16 protein-coding genes and 1 pseudogene are annotated in these 16,262 nt (G+C 60.6%); 9 read left to right on the top strand and 8 right to left on the bottom strand.

From position 1 onward, the window contains the following. Positions 1–80 precede the first annotated feature (80 nt). The 4 genes from JFU37_RS08175 to JFU37_RS08160 all read left to right on the top strand — a co-directional run bounded on the left by JFU37_RS08175 (position 81) and on the right by JFU37_RS08160 (position 4,402). Positions 81–1,100, top strand: a complete 1,020-nt coding sequence (locus JFU37_RS08175; protein WP_201114824.1) for a Glu/Leu/Phe/Val dehydrogenase family protein — start codon at positions 81–83, stop codon at positions 1,098–1,100. A gap of 101 nt (positions 1,101–1,201) precedes the next feature. Beyond that, positions 1,202–2,296: a pyruvate dehydrogenase (acetyl-transferring) E1 component subunit alpha gene (gene pdhA, locus JFU37_RS08170; protein ID WP_207201401.1), complete on the top strand. Its 1,095-nt coding sequence runs from the start codon at positions 1,202–1,204 to the stop codon at positions 2,294–2,296. Next, positions 2,289–3,275 carry an alpha-ketoacid dehydrogenase subunit beta gene (locus JFU37_RS08165; protein ID WP_201114822.1) on the top strand — a complete coding sequence of 329 codons (987 nt, stop codon included), beginning with the start codon at positions 2,289–2,291 and terminating at the stop codon, positions 3,273–3,275. Before pdhA ends, JFU37_RS08165 begins: the two co-directional genes overlap by 8 nt. 17 nt (positions 3,276–3,292) lie before the next feature. Further along, the gene (locus tag JFU37_RS08160; protein WP_201114821.1) at positions 3,293–4,402 is read left to right on the top strand and encodes a dihydrolipoamide acetyltransferase family protein; all 1,110 of its coding nucleotides are present in this window, start codon (positions 3,293–3,295) and stop codon (positions 4,400–4,402) included. A gap of 167 nt (positions 4,403–4,569) precedes the next feature. Here JFU37_RS08160 and JFU37_RS08155 read toward each other — a convergent pair. Next, a pseudogene (locus tag JFU37_RS08155) lies at positions 4,570–4,824 on the bottom strand (YebG family protein); the annotation flags it as partial. A 356-nt stretch (positions 4,825–5,180) separates the two neighbouring features. On the opposite strand from JFU37_RS08155, the gene JFU37_RS08150 reads away from it, so the two are divergent. Further along, complete coding sequence (locus tag JFU37_RS08150) at positions 5,181–5,681, top strand: phosphate-starvation-inducible PsiE family protein (protein WP_201114819.1); 501 nt, start codon at positions 5,181–5,183, stop codon at positions 5,679–5,681. On the opposite strand, the gene JFU37_RS08145 is transcribed toward JFU37_RS08150, so the two are convergent. After that, positions 5,678–5,995, bottom strand: a complete 318-nt coding sequence (locus JFU37_RS08145) for a DUF3509 domain-containing protein (RefSeq protein ID WP_201114818.1) — start codon at positions 5,993–5,995, stop codon at positions 5,678–5,680. The genes JFU37_RS08150 and JFU37_RS08145 overlap by 4 nt on opposite strands. A 500-nt stretch (positions 5,996–6,495) precedes the next feature. Next, positions 6,496–7,872 carry an L-serine ammonia-lyase gene (locus tag JFU37_RS08140; RefSeq protein WP_201114817.1) on the bottom strand — a complete coding sequence of 459 codons (1,377 nt, stop codon included), beginning with the start codon at positions 7,870–7,872 and terminating at the stop codon, positions 6,496–6,498. Positions 7,873–8,008: 136 nt separating this feature from the next. Here JFU37_RS08140 and JFU37_RS08135 point away from each other — a divergent pair, with 136 nt between their 5' ends. Both JFU37_RS08135 and JFU37_RS08130 read left to right on the top strand, forming a co-directional pair. Then, positions 8,009–8,956 carry a LysR substrate-binding domain-containing protein gene (locus JFU37_RS08135; RefSeq protein ID WP_201114816.1) on the top strand — a complete coding sequence of 316 codons (948 nt, stop codon included), beginning with the start codon at positions 8,009–8,011 and terminating at the stop codon, positions 8,954–8,956. A 213-nt stretch (positions 8,957–9,169) separates the two neighbouring features. Next, positions 9,170–9,577 (top strand): HPF/RaiA family ribosome-associated protein, encoded by a 408-nt coding sequence (locus JFU37_RS08130; protein ID WP_201114815.1) that lies wholly within the window; start codon positions 9,170–9,172, stop codon positions 9,575–9,577. 284 nt (positions 9,578–9,861) lie between these two features. Here JFU37_RS08130 and JFU37_RS08125 read toward each other — a convergent pair whose 3' ends face one another. Continuing rightward, positions 9,862–10,737 carry a helix-turn-helix domain-containing protein gene (locus JFU37_RS08125; protein ID WP_201114814.1) on the bottom strand — a complete coding sequence of 292 codons (876 nt, stop codon included), beginning with the start codon at positions 10,735–10,737 and terminating at the stop codon, positions 9,862–9,864. Between the two features lie 138 nt (positions 10,738–10,875). Between JFU37_RS08125 and JFU37_RS08120 the strand changes: the two genes are divergently transcribed. Further along, complete coding sequence (locus tag JFU37_RS08120; RefSeq protein WP_201114813.1) at positions 10,876–11,778, top strand: DMT family transporter; 903 nt, start codon at positions 10,876–10,878, stop codon at positions 11,776–11,778. Positions 11,779–11,880: 102 nt separating this feature from the next. Here the strand turns inward: JFU37_RS08120 and JFU37_RS08115 are convergent, their stop codons facing one another. Further along, entirely contained in the window at positions 11,881–12,855 is a 975-nt protein-coding gene (locus JFU37_RS08115) for a 2-hydroxyacid dehydrogenase (RefSeq protein WP_201114812.1), read from the bottom strand. A 181-nt stretch (positions 12,856–13,036) separates the two neighbouring features. Here JFU37_RS08115 and JFU37_RS08110 point away from each other — a divergent pair, with 181 nt between their 5' ends. After that, entirely contained in the window at positions 13,037–13,285 is a 249-nt protein-coding gene (locus JFU37_RS08110) for a hypothetical protein (RefSeq protein ID WP_201114811.1), read from the top strand. A 119-nt stretch (positions 13,286–13,404) separates the two neighbouring features. Here JFU37_RS08110 and JFU37_RS08105 read toward each other — a convergent pair whose 3' ends face one another. From JFU37_RS08105 to norR, 3 genes are all read right to left on the bottom strand, one after another. Then, positions 13,405–14,154 carry a YkgJ family cysteine cluster protein gene (locus JFU37_RS08105; RefSeq protein ID WP_201114810.1) on the bottom strand — a complete coding sequence of 250 codons (750 nt, stop codon included), beginning with the start codon at positions 14,152–14,154 and terminating at the stop codon, positions 13,405–13,407. Positions 14,155–14,239: 85 nt separating this feature from the next. Next, a complete protein-coding gene (locus JFU37_RS08100) occupies positions 14,240–14,566 on the bottom strand; it encodes a hypothetical protein (RefSeq protein ID WP_201114809.1) in 327 nt (108 codons plus the stop codon). Positions 14,567–14,601: 35 nt separating this feature from the next. Then, on the bottom strand, positions 14,602–16,152 hold the full coding sequence (gene norR / locus JFU37_RS08095; protein WP_201114808.1) for a nitric oxide reductase transcriptional regulator NorR: 1,551 nt from the start codon (positions 16,150–16,152) through the stop codon (positions 14,602–14,604). Positions 16,153–16,262: the final 110 nt, after the last annotated feature.

Raw genomic sequence — 16,262 nt, 5'->3', positions numbered from 1 at the left:
TGCTTATTCCGGTGCGCTTCTGCAATTTTTGGGCGCAAGCCTATACTGGCGACTACAAGAAGTGATTCGGGAGCCTTACGATGTTCGCTCTCATGCAAAGCACTCGCCTTGAATCGCTGCATCTGAGCGTCGACTCGGTTACCGGGTTGAAGGCGGTCATTGCCATTCATAACAGCCGTCTGGGGCCTGCCCTGGGCGGGTGTCGTTACCTTGCCTATCCCAGCGACGAGTCTGCCATCGAGGATGCCGTGCGCCTTGCCCAAGGCATGAGTTACAAGGCGGCATTGGCCGGCTTGGCACAGGGCGGTGGCGTTGCGGTGATTGTTCGTCCGGTCCATGTGGAAAACCGCGCGGCGCTATTCGAAGCCTTCGGCCGCTGCATCAATCAGCTCGACGGCCGTTATATCACCGCGATCGACAGCGGCACCTCGGTGGCGGACATGGATTGCATCGCCCAACAGACTCAACACGTCACCAGCACCACCTCGGCGGGCGACCCTGCGCCTCACGCGGCGATGGGGGTGTTCACCGGCATCCGTGCCACCGCCATGGCCCGCCTGGGCAGCGACAATCTCGAAGGCTTGCGAGTGGCGATTCAAGGGTTGGGCAACGTCGGTTATGCCCTGGCCGAGCAACTGCACGCGGCGGGAGCCGAACTGCTGGTCAGCGACATCGACCACGGCAAGGTGCAACTGGCCATGGAACAGCTCGGCGCGCATCCGATTGCCAACGAAGCATTGCTGAGCACCCCGTGTGACATTCTCGCGCCTTGCGGTCTGGGCGGTGTGCTCAACAGCCACAGCGTCACGCAACTGCGCTGTTCGGCCGTGGCCGGTTCGGCGAACAATCAACTGACTCATCTGGACGTCGCCGATCAACTGGAGCGCCGCGGCATTCTGTATGCGCCGGATTACGTGATCAATTCCGGCGGGCTGATCTATGTGTCGCTCAAACACCGCGGCGAAGCGCTCACGACCATCACCGCGCACCTGTCGAAAATCAGCTCACGGCTGACCGAAGTCTTTGCCCATGCCCAGGCGGAAAAACGCTCCCCGGCCCGGGTCGCGGACGAGTTGGCGGAGAAAGTGCTGTACCGATGAAGGAGTGAGGGCCTTATCCGGCCAGCTTGCTCCCAAGGCCTGGCGCCATAAGCGTCGGGCTTGACCAACGCACGCAGACCCCGCGTGCCAGGAGCCCTGTGATGCCTCACAAGGTTGAGCTGCCTTACACCCGATTTTTATCCCCCGAAGGCCAATTACTCGACGATCTCCCCCTCTGGGCCGACGACTTTAATCTGTTGGCACGCCTTTATCGGCAAATGGTCTTGACTCGCCTCTTCGATCAGAAAGCCGTCGCCCTGCAACGCACCGGGCGCATCGGCACCTACGCGCCGACGTTGGGCCAGGAAGCTATCGGCGTTGCCATCGGCAGCGTGATGCACGCCGAGGACGTATTGGTGCCGTATTACCGCGACACCGCCGTGCAGTTGATGCGCGGTGTGCGTATGGAAGAAATCCTTCTGTATTGGGGCGGCGACGAGCGCGGCAGTGACTTTGCCGAACCGGCGGTGGCCGAGGACTTTCCGATCTGTGTACCGATTGCCACCCAGGCCCTGCATGCCTGTGGCATCGCCAGCGCGTTCAAGATCCGTGGCGAGCATCGGGTCGCCGTCACCACGTGCGGCGACGGCGCCACCAGCAAAGGCGACTTCCTTGAAGCCCTTAACGTCGCGGGTGCCTGGCAGTTGCCGGTGGTGTTTGTGGTCAACAACAACCAATGGGCAATCTCGGTGCCCCGGCGAATTCAGTGCGCCGCCCCGACGTTGGCGCAGAAAGCGATCGGCGCCGGGTTTCATGGCGAACAGGTCGACGGCAACGACATGCTCGCGGTATACGACCGAGTGCAAGCAGCACTGGAACGGGCCCGCCACGGCAAAGGCCCTGTGTTGCTGGAGTGCCTGAGCTATCGCCTCGGCGATCACACCACCGCCGACGATGCCACGCGCTATCGGCCGGCGGACGAGGTCAAGCAGGCCTGGCTCGAAGAACCGGTCAAGCGTCTGCAACGCTTCATGGTCGGGCAGGGCGTGTGGAACGAAGTCCGCGAACAGGCGCTGATCAGCGAATGCCAAGGGTTGGTGCAGCGTGCTGTGGATAACTTCGAGGCGGCGGGTACTCAAGCGGCCGAGTCGGTGATCGATTACGTTTACGCGAAGTGGCCTGCAGCCCTGGCCGAACAACGCGAATGGTTACTTGAGCGGGCCGCGCGCCGGGCGGGAGGTTCGGGCCATGAGTAACGGCAAAGTCACGTTGCTGGAGGCGGTGAACCTTGCGTTGCATCGGGCCATGAGCGAAGACGAAAACGTGATCGTCCTCGGCGAAGACGTCGGCGTGAATGGCGGTGTGTTCCGCGCCACCCAAGGGCTGCGCGACAGCTTCGGCTTCAAGCGGGTCATCGACTCGCCGCTGGCCGAAACCATGCTCGGCGGACTGGTGGTCGGCATGGCTGCCCAAGGCCTGAAACCGGTGGTGGAAATCCAGTTCATGGGCTTCATCTACGCCGCCATGGAACACCTGGTGTCCCACGCCAGCCGGATGCGTAATCGTACGCGCGGGCGGATCACGTGCCCGATGGTCATGCGCACACCGATGGGCGCGGGCATTCGTGCGCCGGAGCATCACAGCGAAAGCACCGAAGCCCTGTTCGCGCACATTCCGGGGCTGCGGGTGGTGATTCCGTCATCACCGGCCCGGGCCTATGGCTTGTTGCTGGCGGCCATCGACGACCCGGACCCGGTGGTGTTTCTTGAACCGACCCGACTCTATCGAATGAACCCGCAACCGCTGGTGGATGACGGCAAACGCCTGCCGCTGGACAGCTGTTTCACCCTGCGCGAGGGCAGCGACATCACGTTGATCAGCTGGGGTGCCAGTGTGATGGAAACCCTGCAAGCCGCCACGGCGTTGGCCGAGCGGGGCGTCTCGGCAGAAGTGATCGACGTCGCGAGCATCAAGCCGCTGGACCTCGACACCCTGGAAGCCTCGGTGCGCAAGACCGGTCGCTGCGTGATCGTCCACGAAGCGCCACGCGCGTGTGGCGTCGGCGCGGAAATTGCCGCCAGTCTCTATGAGCGGGTGTTGCTGGAGTTGCAGGCGCCGATCCAGCGAGTGACGGCGCCGGACATTCCACCGCCGCTGTATCGACTGGAATCGCTGTACATGCCCAACGTCGAAGACATTCTTCAGGCCTGCGATTGTGCGTTGAACTACGCCTGAAACCCACGGAGGCCGCCATGAAATATTTCAAACTGCCGGATCTGGGCGAAGGTTTGCAGGAAGCGGAAATCGTCCGCTGGCACGTCAAGCCTGGCGATACCGTCAAGGCCGATCAGCTATTGGTGTCGGTGGAAACCGCCAAAGCCTTAGTGGAAATCCCCGCGCCCTACGATGGCGTGGTGGCGAAACTCTACGGCGGCGAGGGCGACATCATTCACGTCGGTGAACCGTTGCTCGGTTACGAAGGCGAAGCGGACGCGGGCACCGTGGTCGGGCGTCTCGAAGGTGGCGGCAATCATCAGGAGGACTCGTTCTTTATCGGCGCCGCACCCTCGACGCGCGAACACCTGGCGAACCGTGCCACCCCGGCCGTGCGTCAATTGGCCCGGCAACTCGGCGTCGAATTGAGCGGGGTGGCCGGTTCCGGCCACGAGGGCCTGATCACTCGCAACGATGTGGAAAACGCCTCCCAGGCCGAACGTGAGCGCTTCGGTGGCGAGCGGTTGCGCGGTGTGCGGCGCAGCATGGCGTTGAACATGGCCAGGTCGCATGCCGAAGTGGTACCGGTGACCATTTTCGGCGACGCCGATCTGCATCGCTGGGGCCAGGCACGGGAACCGCTGATTCGTCTGGCGAAGGCGATAGCGGCGGCTTGCGCCATAGAGCCGGTGCTCAACAGCGCTTTCGATGGCAAAACCCTCACGCTTAAACAACACGAACGGCTCGACCTGGGCATCGCCGTGGACACCCCGGACGGTTTGTTTGTGCCGGTGCTGCGCGATGTCGGCCAGCGCACGGCGGCTGACCTGAAGGAAGGTGTCATGCGCTTGCGGGCCGATGTGCAGGCCCGCTCGATTCCGCCCAAGGAAATGATGGGCGCGACCCTGACCCTGTCGAATTTCGGCACGCTGTTCGGACGCTACGCCAACCCGGTGGTCGTGCCGCCGCAAGTGGCGATCCTCGCTGCCGGCGCGATTCGCGACGAACCGGTGGCGGTCGATGGCGCGGTGGTGGTGCATTCGATCCTGCCGCTGTCCCTGACCTTCGACCACCGGGTGGTGACGGGCGGTGAGGCGGCGCGATTCTTCAAGGCGTTAGTGGACGCATTGGAGCAACCCGAGGCCTAGTATTCTGCGGCCATGAAAAAGGCCCTGAGCCATATGACTCAGGGCCTATTCAATTCGGGTGTTGCTTACTTGGGTGTCTTGGCGGCTTTGGCTGGCTTGGTCGGCTCAGCGCTTGGCACTTCAACAGGAACATCCACTTTTACAGGAGCAGGTTCTTCAGCGACTTCAGCAGGCGCATTAAGCAGTTCGGATAAAGCATCCGGCTGGCTCTTGAATGCCTTGGCGAACACATCGCGGTTCTTCGCCATGTAGATCCCGGCTTCTTCCACTTGCTGTTCGGTCAGCGACGGAACGGCTTTTTGCAACACTTCGGCCAGCAGTTCGGCCAGTTCGAGCATTTTGTCATGACGGTCAGCTTCGGCTTTATCCATGAACAAGCGCTCCAGATCTCGGCTGCTGCGGTATACCACTTCGACGGCCATTCACCACCTCACATGCCTTCACATTAGTTGTCTGTTTCGACCACTGTATTTATATACAGCGAAAAGGATAAGCGAATCCCTGCGCTTTGGGTAGTGGCTTTTTAATGTAGACCGAAATCAGTGGTTGTCAGTGAACCGTGTCGCCCCAATCGCGAGCAGGCTCGCTCCCACAGGATAGGAGCTGTCCTTGTGGGAGCGGGCTTGCCCGCGAAGGCGTCCGTCCGAACACCGCAGACGTGCCTCATGTCACCCAGCCCTCATCTCAATTCACAGCCGCTGGCCTTTTTTCTGCATACAGAACAATCGTCACGTCAAATCCGCATCATCCGGTCGAGCCGACCTAAGGAAGCATCATCGTGAAAATAAACTGGGCTGAAAATCTGCGGCAGAACGTGCATGAACTGGCCGAGTCTCTGGGCAACCTGTTCGTCGAGACCTTCCACTACATGGCGCTGTTCGCCATTGGTGCGGTGACTGCGTGGGCGGCGGTGATAGAATTTTTGCAGATGATCGAGGCTGGACACATCAAGATCGATGACATCTTGCTGCTGTTCATCTACCTGGAACTGGGCGCGATGGTCGGGATTTACTTCAAGACCAACCACATGCCGGTGCGCTTCTTGATCTACGTGGCGATCACAGCGCTGACACGACTGCTGATTTCCAACGTCTCGCACCACAATCCGCCAGACATCGGGATCATCTACTTGTGTGGCGGGATTCTGCTGCTGGCGTTTTCGATCCTGGTGGTGCGCTATGCCTCGTCGCAATTTCCCTCGGTGAAGATCGAACACCCGCAGCGCAAGATCGGCGCGGGTTCCGGCGAGCATCCCGAGGTTGAAAAAGGCGAGCTTTAAAGCCTCATGGCCGGCCGGGAATGGCCTTTGACTTGTGGCGGCGGCAGGGTGCGATTGTCGCCGTCGGTCATGGCCTCGAGGATCGCCATGGCGCTTTGGCCCTGCTCGATGGCGATGCCGAACTGAATGCTTTGCACCAGCCGTTTGAGGCGGACGGGGTCATTGCGTTGTTCGGCGCTGATCATCCGTTTGGCAACCACATGGCCACTGTTGGAGAGGGTCAGCATGATGCTGCCGTCCAGACCTTGAATGCTCAGGTTGATCTGATAATCCGCTGCAAAGGCATCGGTAATGAGCTGAAAGGGGTTGTCCATGATGCGTCACCGCTTGATTGAACGTGCAGTAGTTGACGGCCGTGATCAGGATTAGTTCGCAACACCAGACCACCGGCCATTCCATGGCCACATCGCCATCATCGTTTTCGCGTTTTCGATTTTCATGTAGGAGCTGCCGCAGGCTGCGATCTTTTGATCTTCCGCGACATCAAGGGCGCTAAGAATCAAGAGCAAAAGATCGCAGCCTGCGGCAGCTCCTACAGAGGCATTAGCAAGTGGTATGCCGGAAAGATTTTCGGACCACGAGCGCGCACGCCTTGTAGCAGCTGGCGAAGCCTGCGTTCGGCTGCGCAGCAGCCGTGAAATCAGGCAATGCGGTGCATCAGGTCCATCTCGTACTTGAGGTTTACGACTGCTGCGCAGCCGAACGCAGGCTTCGCCAGCTGCTACAAGGCGTGTAGCCGCTGGAATTACTGGGCCTGTCTGCCCGTTTCAGGGCATGAATGCGTCGATGATCGCAGACGGTGCAAGCCGGCCGATCAGCACTCCACCCAGCTCACGGCCAGGCCACCCCGTGACGTCTCTTTGTATTTGTCGTGCATGTCAGCGCCGGTATCGCGCATGGTGCGGATTACCCGGTCCAGGGAAATGAAGTGTTTACCATCTCCACGCAGGGCCATTTGCGTGGCGTTGATCGCCTTCACGGCAGCAATGGCGTTGCGCTCGATACACGGCACCTGAACCAGGCCGCCGACCGGGTCGCAGGTCAGGCCGAGGTTGTGTTCCAGCCCGATTTCAGCCGCGTTTTCCAGTTGTTCCGGGGATGCGCCCAGCACATCCGCCAGCCCGGCAGCAGCCATCGCGCAGGCCGAGCCAACTTCACCTTGGCAGCCGACTTCTGCACCAGAGATCGAAGCGTTTTTCTTGCAGAGAATGCCTACGGCCGCCGCGCCCAGGAAGAACGCGACCACGTCATCGTCTGACGCCTCTGGGTTGAATTTCATGTAGTAGTGCAGCACAGCTGGAATGATTCCCGCCGCACCGTTTGTTGGCGCGGTGACCATGCGTCCGCCGGCAGCGTTTTCTTCGTTCACGGCGAGGGCGAACAGGTTCACCCACTCCATGGCCGACAGCGTGGAGGTGATGACATTGGGCTTGCCGATTTCCAACAGGCTGCGGTGCAATTTCGCGGCGCGGCGCGGAACATTCAGACCGCCCGGCAGAATGCCCTCGTGGCGCAAGCCTTGCTCGACGCACTCACGCATCACCGACCAGATGTGCAGCAAACCCTGACGGATTTCCGCTTCGCTGCGCCAGGCCAATTCGTTGGCCATCATTAACTCGGAAACCCGCAAACCATGCTGGTTGCAGAGCCTGAGCAATTCGGCGGCACTGGAAAAATCGTACGGCAGCACGACGTCGCTGGTTGGCGCGATGCCGGATTCGGCTTCCGCCGCTTCGATGATAAAACCACCGCCGATCGAGTAGTACGTTTGCTCCGACAATTCACCCGTTTCGCCAAAGGCTGTCAGGGACATGGCGTTGGGGTGGTAGGGCAAACTCTCGTCGAGCAGCAGGAGATCGCGTTGCCAGTTGAAGGCGATAGTCGCTTTGCCTGCCAGAGACAATTCACCGGTTTCGCGCAAGGTTTGGATGCGTTCGTCGATACGGGTCGGATCGATGCTGTCCGGCCACTCGCCCATCAAACCCATGACGCAGGCGCGGTCGGTGGCATGGCCGACGCCGGTGGCTGAAAGCGAACCATAGAGGCGGATTTCTACTCGTCTGACGTCGTCCAGCAAACCCTGATCGGTTAGCGCCTGGGCGAAGGTCGCGGCGGCGCGCATCGGGCCGACGGTGTGGGAACTGGACGGACCGATACCCACTTTGAAAAGATCGAAAACACTGATAGCCATGCTAAAGCCTATACAAGCAATGGAAGGGGAATCGCTGCCATGTTTTGTAGGACCAGCGCAATTTCGGCGATACTGCTCCTCTCGGTCCACGGTGACCAACCAAACTTTCTAAGACAGCCTTTAGCAGGACTAAACGATGAGTCGTCAATTGCATGCCCAGACGTACGTCTGGCTGCACGTGTTTTCCTGTGCCGCGCGCCACTTGTCGTTCACCCGATGCGCGGAAGAACTGCACATCACGCCGGGGGCGGTCAGTCAGCAAATCCGACAGCTGGAAGAGCGGCTGGGTTTTCGCTTGTTCCACCGTCGCGCTCGCGGCGTGGAACTGAGCGCTGAAGGCCAGCGACTGGCCATTACGGTCAATGAGGCTTACGGCAGTATCGACGCGGAATTACGACGACTGGACGCAGGCATGATCAGTGGCATATTGCGGGTGCGCTCGATTCCCTCCTTCCTCAGCAAATGGCTGACGCCGCGATTACCGCGTTTGCAGCAGCGTTTCCCGGACATTCAGTTACGGCTGGTGGCCGAGGACAGCAGCGTGCCGTTGCACGAGGGTGATTTCGACCTGGCGATCGACTTGAACGACGGCAGTTATCCGGGATTGTTATCCACAGCCTTGCTCGACGAGCAGATTTTCCCGGTCTGCGCCCCGAGCCTGTTGCGTGGCCGTCCACCGCTGCATGGGCCGGCGGACCTGGTGCACTTTCCGTTGTTGCACGACATCACCGCCTGGCGCGGCAGCTATGAATATGCGGAATGGGAGTTCTATCTCAATGCCATCGGCTTCGAGGGCGCCGACGTGCGGCGCGGGCACACGTTCAATCGCAATCACCTGACCATCGAAGCGGCGATAGCCGGCATGGGCGTGGCGATTGCACGGCGAACGTTGTTGAACGATGAGCTGGAGCGGGGGGCGTTGATCGTGCCCTTTGGTTTGGCGGTGCCCAATCACAAGCGTTACATGCTGCTCTACGCGCCAGGTGCGCTGAGCCATCCGGGCGTGCGCGCGGTGCATGACTGGCTGGTGGAAGAGGCGGGTGTTTTTCGTAGCCTGCATCCACTGGCGGAGCAGCAGATGTGAGTAATTATGACAAAGAAGCGTGGCGACCCAACTCCCGACCTTAACAGCGCTTTTGTTCGTTGTCCGGCTTTTTTTGCGAATCGAAATTTATCTTTTTGTAGGGGTTGAAATGTTCCTCGCACAGACCGATTGTGTAAGTAAGAGGTCACGGTGATGACGCCCAAGGGCTAGCCGGAGGGCCTCTAGCGAGCTAGCTGAAATAAGGGATGAACTATGCAAATCCAAGTCAACAGCGATAACCATATTCAAAGCAGCATCCGACTGGAGGAGTGGGTACGTACTACCATTGAGAGCACGCTCGAACGTTACGAAGAGGACCTGACCCGAGTTGAGGTTCACCTGCGGGACGAGAACGGCGACAAGCCGGGTCCCCACGATTTGCGCTGCCAACTGGAAGCGCGGCCAAAAGGCCATCAACCGATTTCTGTCACCCATAAAGCTGACTCCCTGGAACTGGCGATCGACGGGGCAGCCGAAAAACTCGAACATGCACTGGATCATCTGTTTGGCAGACTGCGGGGCAAACCGCGAGCTGCTGTGGTGCCGTTCGAGAGACGCACTGCTGATGTATTGCTGGAAGAAGAGTTTCTCGAGAACGAACAGGCTGCACAAAACGGCTGAAGCCTGATTTACTTTTTACCTTCCCACTGAAGACGGGCCTGCTTATGCAGGCCCGTTTTGGTTTGTGCGTTCAATGATCTCATCGACAACGCCGCTCTTTTGTAGCAACTGGCGCAGGCTCGAGCCGGTTCTTTGTCTCGATGGGCGATTCGCGGCAGGTGACGTTGTCCAGCACGTTGGAGTTCTGAGGCGGGAGCTGAAAGATCGCAGCCTGCGGCAGCTCCTACAGGGAAACGCATATTCCGTGTAGGAGCTGGCGGAGCCTGCGATCTTTTGATCTTGCTTTACCGCAAAAACGCCTGCCGATACTCCCCGGGTGTCCCACCCAACACCTGGCGAAACCGATTGGTGAAATGACTTGCACTGGCAAAGCCGCACGCCAATGCAATTTCTCCTAATGGCCGTGACGTTGAACGCAGCAAATCCCGCGCCCGGCTCAATCGCCGCGCCAACACATATTGATGCGGCGGCAAACCGAAGCTTTCCCTGAACATCCGCGCAAAGTGATATTCCGACAGCGCACACAATCCCGCCAGTTGCCCAAGACTGATGGCTTCGGCCAACTGACTGTCGATGTACTCCACCAACTGCCGTCGCTGATGCGCCGCCAGCCCGCCCTTGAGCCGCAACCCTTCGCGCATCCCGACCTGGCAGAGCAGCGCGTGGCTGAGCATTTCGTGGGCCAGGCTGCTGGTGAGCAGGCGTTCACCCGGTTCATCCCAATTGAGGGTGATCATCTGCCGAAAGCGCCGGGCTTGCCGTGGATCGTCGAGAAAGGTGCTTTCGCGCAACTGCAGTTCGCGTGGTTCGCGGTCCAGCAGCGTGACGCAGCCGAGGGCGAATTGTTCGGGGCTGAAATACAGGTGGGCCAGGCGAATGTCGCCATTGATCACCCAGCCAGACTGATGCTCGGCCGGCAGGATGCACAGCTTGTCGGGACCGCCCTTGGTGCCGGGCTGGTCGCGTCGAAAGGTGCCGGTGCCGCCGGCGATGTAGCAAGAGAGGGTGTGGTGGCTCGGCGCTTCGTAATCCTGGGCGTCGTGATGGTTGCTCCACAAGGCTGCAGCCATGCCGTCACCGAGCTCGGCGCTGTGCTCGAGACGAGCATTGGGCGAGCGGTTGAGGGCTTGAAAGACTTGCAAGGTTTCCAGTGCGGGCATGATCGGTTCTCTCCAACGCCTTGCATCCTACTCCGTAGGCGTTCGCCTGCCAGCCCGCCGCCTGACAAAAGCGCAAGTTTATGCAAGTGCGCCAGGCGCTGGCGCAGGACACTGGGCCCCTATTGAGGAGTCTTTGCCATGAACCTGTCTTTGTACCTGTTGACCGTGCTGATCTGGGGCACCACCTGGATTGCGCTCAAATGGCAATTGGGCGTGGTGGCCATTCCGGTGTCGATCGTCTATCGCTTCGGCCTCGCCGCGCTGGTGCTGTTTGTGATGTTGCTGCTCAGCCGGCGCCTGCAAGTGATGAACCGCCGCGGACACCTGATCTGCCTGGCACAGGGGCTGTGCCTGTTCTGCGTCAACTTCATGTGCTTCCTCACCGCCAGCCAGTGGATCCCCAGCGGTCTGGTGGCCGTGGTGTTTTCCACCGCGACGCTGTGGAACGCCCTCAATGCGCGGGTGTTCTTCGGCCAGAAAATCGCCCGTAACGTGTTGATGGGCGGCGCGCTGGGCTTGCTTGGGCTTGGCCTGTTGTTCTGGCCTGAGTTGGCCGGCCACGCTGCCAGCCCGCAAACCTTGCTCGGTCTGGGCCTGGCGCTGTGCGGAACCCTGTGCTTCTCGGCGGGCAACATGCTCTCGAGCCTGCAACAGAAGGCCGGCCTCAAGCCGCTGACGACCAATGCCTGGGGCATGGCGTATGGCGCGGCGATGCTCTCGGTGTGGTGCCTGGTCAAGGGCATTCCGTTTGATATCGAGTGGAATGCACGCTACCTCGGCTCGCTGCTGTACCTGGTGATTCCGGGTTCGGTGATCGGGTTCACTGCGTACCTGACGCTGGTCGGGCGCATGGGCCCGGAGCGCGCGGCTTACTGCACCGTGTTGTTCCCAGTGGTGGCGCTCAACGTGTCGGCGTTTGTCGAAGGTTACCAGTGGACCGCGCCGGCGCTGGCGGGTCTGGTGATGGTGATGCTGGGGAACGTGCTGGTGTTTCGCAAACCCAAGGTGCCGATGAGCCTGGGGAATGGGAAGCTGGCGTGAGGGGCCGGTAAGATCAAAAGATCGCAGCCTGCGGCAGCTCCTACATAGGAATGCATTTCCCTGTAGGAGCTGCCGCAGGCTGCGATCTTTTGATTTGGCGGGTCAGCCTTTCCAGACTTGCGGGTTCACCAGGTCTTGTGGCCGCTCACCCAGCAAGGCGCTGCGCAAGTTGGCCAAGGCCCGGTTGGCCATGGCGTCGCGGGTTTCGTGGGTGGCCGAGCCGATGTGCGGCAAGGTCACGGCATTTTTCAATTGGAACAGCGGCGATTCGGCCAGTGGTTCTTTCTCGTAGACGTCCAGCCCTGCGCCACGAATCCGGTTGTTTTGCAGCGCTTCGATCAATGCCGGTTCGTCGACCACCGGGCCCCGGGCAATGTTCACCAGAATGGCGCTTGGTTTCATCAGTGCCAGTTCGCGGTGGCTGATCAGGTGCCGGGTCTTTTCGCTGAGCGGCACCACCAGGCAGACGAAATCGGCTTCGGCCAGCAGTTGATCGAGGCTGCGGAACTGCGCGCCGAGTTCTTGTTCCAGCTCGGTCTTGCGGCTGTTGCCGCTGTACAGGATTGGCATGTTGAAACCGAACCGACCGCGACGGGCAATGGCTGCGCCGATGTTGCCCATGCCGACGATGCCCAGTGTCTTGCCGTGCACATCGCAACCGAACAACGGCGCGCCGACAGTGGCTTGCCATTGACCGGCCTTGGTCCAGGCGTCCAGCTCAGCCACGCGCCGGGCGCTGCTCATCAACAGGGCGAAGGCCAGGTCGGCAGTGCTTTCGGTCAGCACATCGGGGGTGTTGGTGAGCATGATCCCGCGCTCATTGAAATAGGCTACGTCATAGTTGTCGTAACCCACCGAAACGCTGGACACCACTTCCAGTTTCGCGGCGTTTTCCAGTTGGGCGCGACCCAGCTTGCGGCCGACACCAATCAAACCATGGGCGTGGGGCAGGGCTTCGTTGAACTGGGCGCTGATGTCGCCGTTTTTCGGGTTCGGCACGATGACGTCGAAGTCTTGTTGCAGGCGTTCAATCATTTCATGCGTGACGCGGCTGAAGGCGAGGACGGTCTTTTTCATGGGTGGGGGCTCGTCGGGCGGAGGTGAATGCTGAGCACGCTAACATTCTTCCCGGGATTTGTGCGAGTCGCCTGCCTACCGTTCAACGGCAGTTGAGAGCTTTGAGCGCCATCCAGTTATACTGCCGCCTTTCGCGGCTCGCTGACCGGGCCCGACACTTTGCGCATTACCCGGAGCTTTCATGACTTCCCCGAAACAACCGCCGGTAGCGGACGCCTTGAGCGACGAGCTGCCAGACGGCGTCGACACCGGCACCGAGAGCGAAATCAACGCGGCGATCCCGGCGTTCAAGTTCCCGTTCAAACCAGGTGAACTGCAGGCCGCCAAGGGTGCCAGCCAGCCCTGGTACAAGAATGGCGCCAAGAACGGCCACACCAAGACCCCTGGCGCAGCGCCTCCGGGCACTCGTCGTTCGATGGGCAAGCGTTAGGAATCGGCTATTTAGAATGCCGGGTCTGCCGTCTTCGCGAGCAGGCTCGCTCCCACAAGATCCACTGTGGGAGCGAGCCTGCTCGCGAAGAGGCCATTACAGGCGACAATCCTTTCGGATCAAGCCGCCCGCAACGAAATAAACGAATAGTTCGCCGGCTCATCCGTCGCCACTTGCGCGCCGGCCGCCAGCACTTGTCCGGCGATATCCTCACCCGACACATGGAACAGCCATTCGCTGTCCCACTGCGGCAATACCTGGCCGGTCAATTCGTCGATGATCGTGGCGAACTCGTTCATGTCCGGCAGATAAGCGGTAAATCCATCGCCCTTCAGCGCGGTCGTCCGGATTCCCAGCAACGCGCAAATGGCGTCCTTCATCTGAATGTCATCGCGGTCCGCCTGGCGGGAGCGCTGAATCAGCGCTGACAATTCCCGGTCCATCAACTCACCGCCGACAATCAGGTCCGGCCCTTTTTCCCACGACTCGGGCGGGCATTCCTTCACGGTGGTGTTCAGAGGGATGTGCGGATTGATTTCCATCGGGTAGATGCGGCACACCAACGGTCGGCGTTCGTAGATACGACAGCGATTGTCTTCGTCAAGATTACGGCAGGCACCGACGTTATAGGCCGCGAAGGTGATCGCGACGCTGGCCTCGGCGTCGGCGCTACGAACCAGCGCTGAACGGCGTTCGGCGTGTTCGCGTTGCTGCGACGGCAGGCCCAGGCCGTTGCTCAGGAAAGCTTCCACCAGCACGATCACTTGACCGCCATCGGCTGCCCAGGTCCGGGCTTCGGACAGGGTCAGGGGCACATGGTGATCATTGCAGCATTTGCCGCAGCCTACGCAGGAAAACGTCGTATTCATTGAGCGGTCAGTCGCATCCGAGGGCATAAAAAACAGCGACAGAATGCCGCCGCAGGGGTCGCTCTCGAAGCAAGTTATGCGCCACTCACTGCGCCTTGGCGGCGGGGAGGATGGCGTCCCATTCGGTGACGTAGGCGGTTTTGCTTTTTTTGTTATAGAGGCACAGCTCGGTGCCTTGTTGGCCTTTCATGTGTTTTTGCGGGTATTGCCCTTGCAACAGAAGCGCGGTGTAGCCGACCCGATCATCGAACTGCGCGGCCTTGCTGACGGGCCTGGCATCTTTGAGGCCACTGGCCTTGGTGCAACTGGCGATTACCGCTTTGTCGTAGGTGGCCCAGGCTTCAGGGCTGGAGGCGTGGGCCTGGGTGACGAGGGCGGTGAGGCAGAGGAAGGTCAGGGAGACAGTTTTCATGATTCGGGCATCCTTGGATGTTAGGGGTTGATAGCTCATTTCATGCCCAGCCGCTTGGCCATTCGCCCGAGATTCGCCCGATCCAGACCCAGTTCGCGGGCGGCGCTTGCCCAGTTGTTCTGGTGGCGTTCCAGGCATGCACTGATCAATTGGCGCTGATAGTTTTCGGTGGCTTCGCGCAAATCGCCCGTCACCCCTGCCACGGCGGCCGCAGCCGGTTGCTCGACGCTGACCTCGACGCTGCCATGGGGCAGGTCCAGGTCGGCCGCGCTCAAGCTGAGGATTTTTGGTCGTTCCTTGCAGTTACCCAAGGCCTTCAAGGCACTGCGGCCGATCAAGTGTTCCAGCTCCCGCACGTTGCCGGGCCAACTGTAGGCCAGCAACGCCGCCTGGGCGTCCGCGTTCAGGCGCAGGCTGTTGAGGCCCATGCGCGAGCGGTTCTGTTCCAGGAAGAACCCGCTGAGCAGCAGCACATCGCGTCCGCGATCCCGCAGGGCCGGCACCAGCAACGGGTAAACACTGAGTCGATGATAGAAGTCGGCGCGGTAGCGACCACTGCGTACTTCCTCCGCCAGGTCGCGGTTGGTCGCCGCGATCAGTCGCACGTCGACCTGATGTTCTTTATCCGAACCCAGTCGCTGCAATTGACCGCTTTGCAGCACGCGGAGCAATTTGGCCTGCACCGTCAACGACAACTCACCGACTTCATCGAGAAACAGCGTGCCGCCGTTGGCCAGTTCGAACTTGCCGCGCCGGTCATTCATTGCCCCGGTGAACGCGCCGCGCACGTGGCCGAACAGTTCGCTCTCCACCAGGGTTTCCGGCAGTGCGGCGCAGTTGAGGCTAATGATCGGCTTGTCGGCTCGGGGCGATGCGGCGTGAATCGCCTGGGCCACCAATTCTTTGCCTACCCCGGTTTCCCCGGTGATCAGCACGGTCAGATCGCTGCCGCCCACCAGATTGATTTCTTCCACCAGCCGCTTGTGGGTCTTGCTCTGGCCAATCATCTCGCGGTTCTGCTGGCCGCCGGCTTGACGGTAAATCTCGGCGCGCTGGTGTTCGTCCTCGACGCGATTGGCCAGGCGTTCGATGCGCTCGGCGGCGTTGACCGTGGCGGCGGCGAGGCTGGCGAAGGCTTGCAGGGCGTCGAGTTCGATCGGTTCGAAGCGCTCTGGATCGAGGGCATCGAGCGTCAGCAGGCCCCACGGACGCTCGTCGATGAACAGCGGGCAACCCATGCAGTCGTGGACTTCCAGGTGATCGTCGAGGCCATCGACCAGCCCGTCGTAAGGATCGGGCAACGTACTGTCGGCGGCGAAGCGGGTCGGGCCGGGGCTGCTGAGCAACGCTTCGAAGCGGGGGTGCTCGCTGACTTTGAAGCGTCGGCCAAGGGTGTCGGTGCTCAACCCGTCAACGGCCAGGGGCACCAGCCATTCGCCGTCGAGGCGCAACAGGGCGGCGGCATCGCAGGGGAGCAAGGCGCGCATGGCTTCGAGCAGGCGTCGATAACGCTCGCCTTCGGGGAGTTCACGGGAAAGGTCGGAGACCAGGGGTAGCAGCGCGGTGAGTAAGGATTTTGCAGTCATACTGACTCCATGTAGTCGGTATGACTATAAATCAGGTGCTGTCGATATGACTATCTTGTTTTTAAGCTATTGATTTATAAAGTTTTAAATGTTGGCATGGAAACTGATAA

The sequence above is a fragment of the Pseudomonas sp. TH41 genome, assembly GCF_016650695.1.
Classification (GTDB): domain Bacteria; phylum Pseudomonadota; class Gammaproteobacteria; order Pseudomonadales; family Pseudomonadaceae; genus Aquipseudomonas.
The sequence above is the reverse complement of the archived record's forward strand: the minus strand, read 5'-3'. Positions and strand labels throughout refer to the sequence as shown.

Bases quoted from the DNA above. Each gene is read 5' to 3' on its own strand.
- JFU37_RS08120 (WP_201114813.1), top strand. From the start codon at position 10,876: ATGAACCTGTCTTTGTACCTGTTGACCGTGCTGATCTGGGGCACCACC.
- JFU37_RS08125 (WP_201114814.1), bottom strand. From the start codon at position 10,737: ATGCCCGCACTGGAAACCTTGCAAGTCTTTCAAGCCCTCAACCGCTCG.
- JFU37_RS08135 (WP_201114816.1), top strand. From the start codon at position 8,009: ATGAGTCGTCAATTGCATGCCCAGACGTACGTCTGGCTGCACGTGTTT.
- JFU37_RS08110 (WP_201114811.1), top strand. From the start codon at position 13,037: ATGACTTCCCCGAAACAACCGCCGGTAGCGGACGCCTTGAGCGACGAG.
- JFU37_RS08175 (WP_201114824.1), top strand. From the start codon at position 81: ATGTTCGCTCTCATGCAAAGCACTCGCCTTGAATCGCTGCATCTGAGC.
- JFU37_RS08100 (WP_201114809.1), bottom strand. From the start codon at position 14,566: ATGAAAACTGTCTCCCTGACCTTCCTCTGCCTCACCGCCCTCGTCACC.
- JFU37_RS08140 (WP_201114817.1), bottom strand. From the start codon at position 7,872: ATGGCTATCAGTGTTTTCGATCTTTTCAAAGTGGGTATCGGTCCGTCC.
- JFU37_RS08145 (WP_201114818.1), bottom strand. From the start codon at position 5,995: ATGGACAACCCCTTTCAGCTCATTACCGATGCCTTTGCAGCGGATTAT.
- JFU37_RS08160 (WP_201114821.1), top strand. From the start codon at position 3,293: ATGAAATATTTCAAACTGCCGGATCTGGGCGAAGGTTTGCAGGAAGCG.
- JFU37_RS08115 (WP_201114812.1), bottom strand. From the start codon at position 12,855: ATGAAAAAGACCGTCCTCGCCTTCAGCCGCGTCACGCATGAAATGATT.
- pdhA (WP_207201401.1), top strand. From the start codon at position 1,202: ATGCCTCACAAGGTTGAGCTGCCTTACACCCGATTTTTATCCCCCGAA.
- JFU37_RS08105 (WP_201114810.1), bottom strand. From the start codon at position 14,154: ATGAATACGACGTTTTCCTGCGTAGGCTGCGGCAAATGCTGCAATGAT.
- JFU37_RS08130 (WP_201114815.1), top strand. From the start codon at position 9,170: ATGCAAATCCAAGTCAACAGCGATAACCATATTCAAAGCAGCATCCGA.
- JFU37_RS08165 (WP_201114822.1), top strand. From the start codon at position 2,289: ATGAGTAACGGCAAAGTCACGTTGCTGGAGGCGGTGAACCTTGCGTTG.
- norR (WP_201114808.1), bottom strand. From the start codon at position 16,152: ATGACTGCAAAATCCTTACTCACCGCGCTGCTACCCCTGGTCTCCGAC.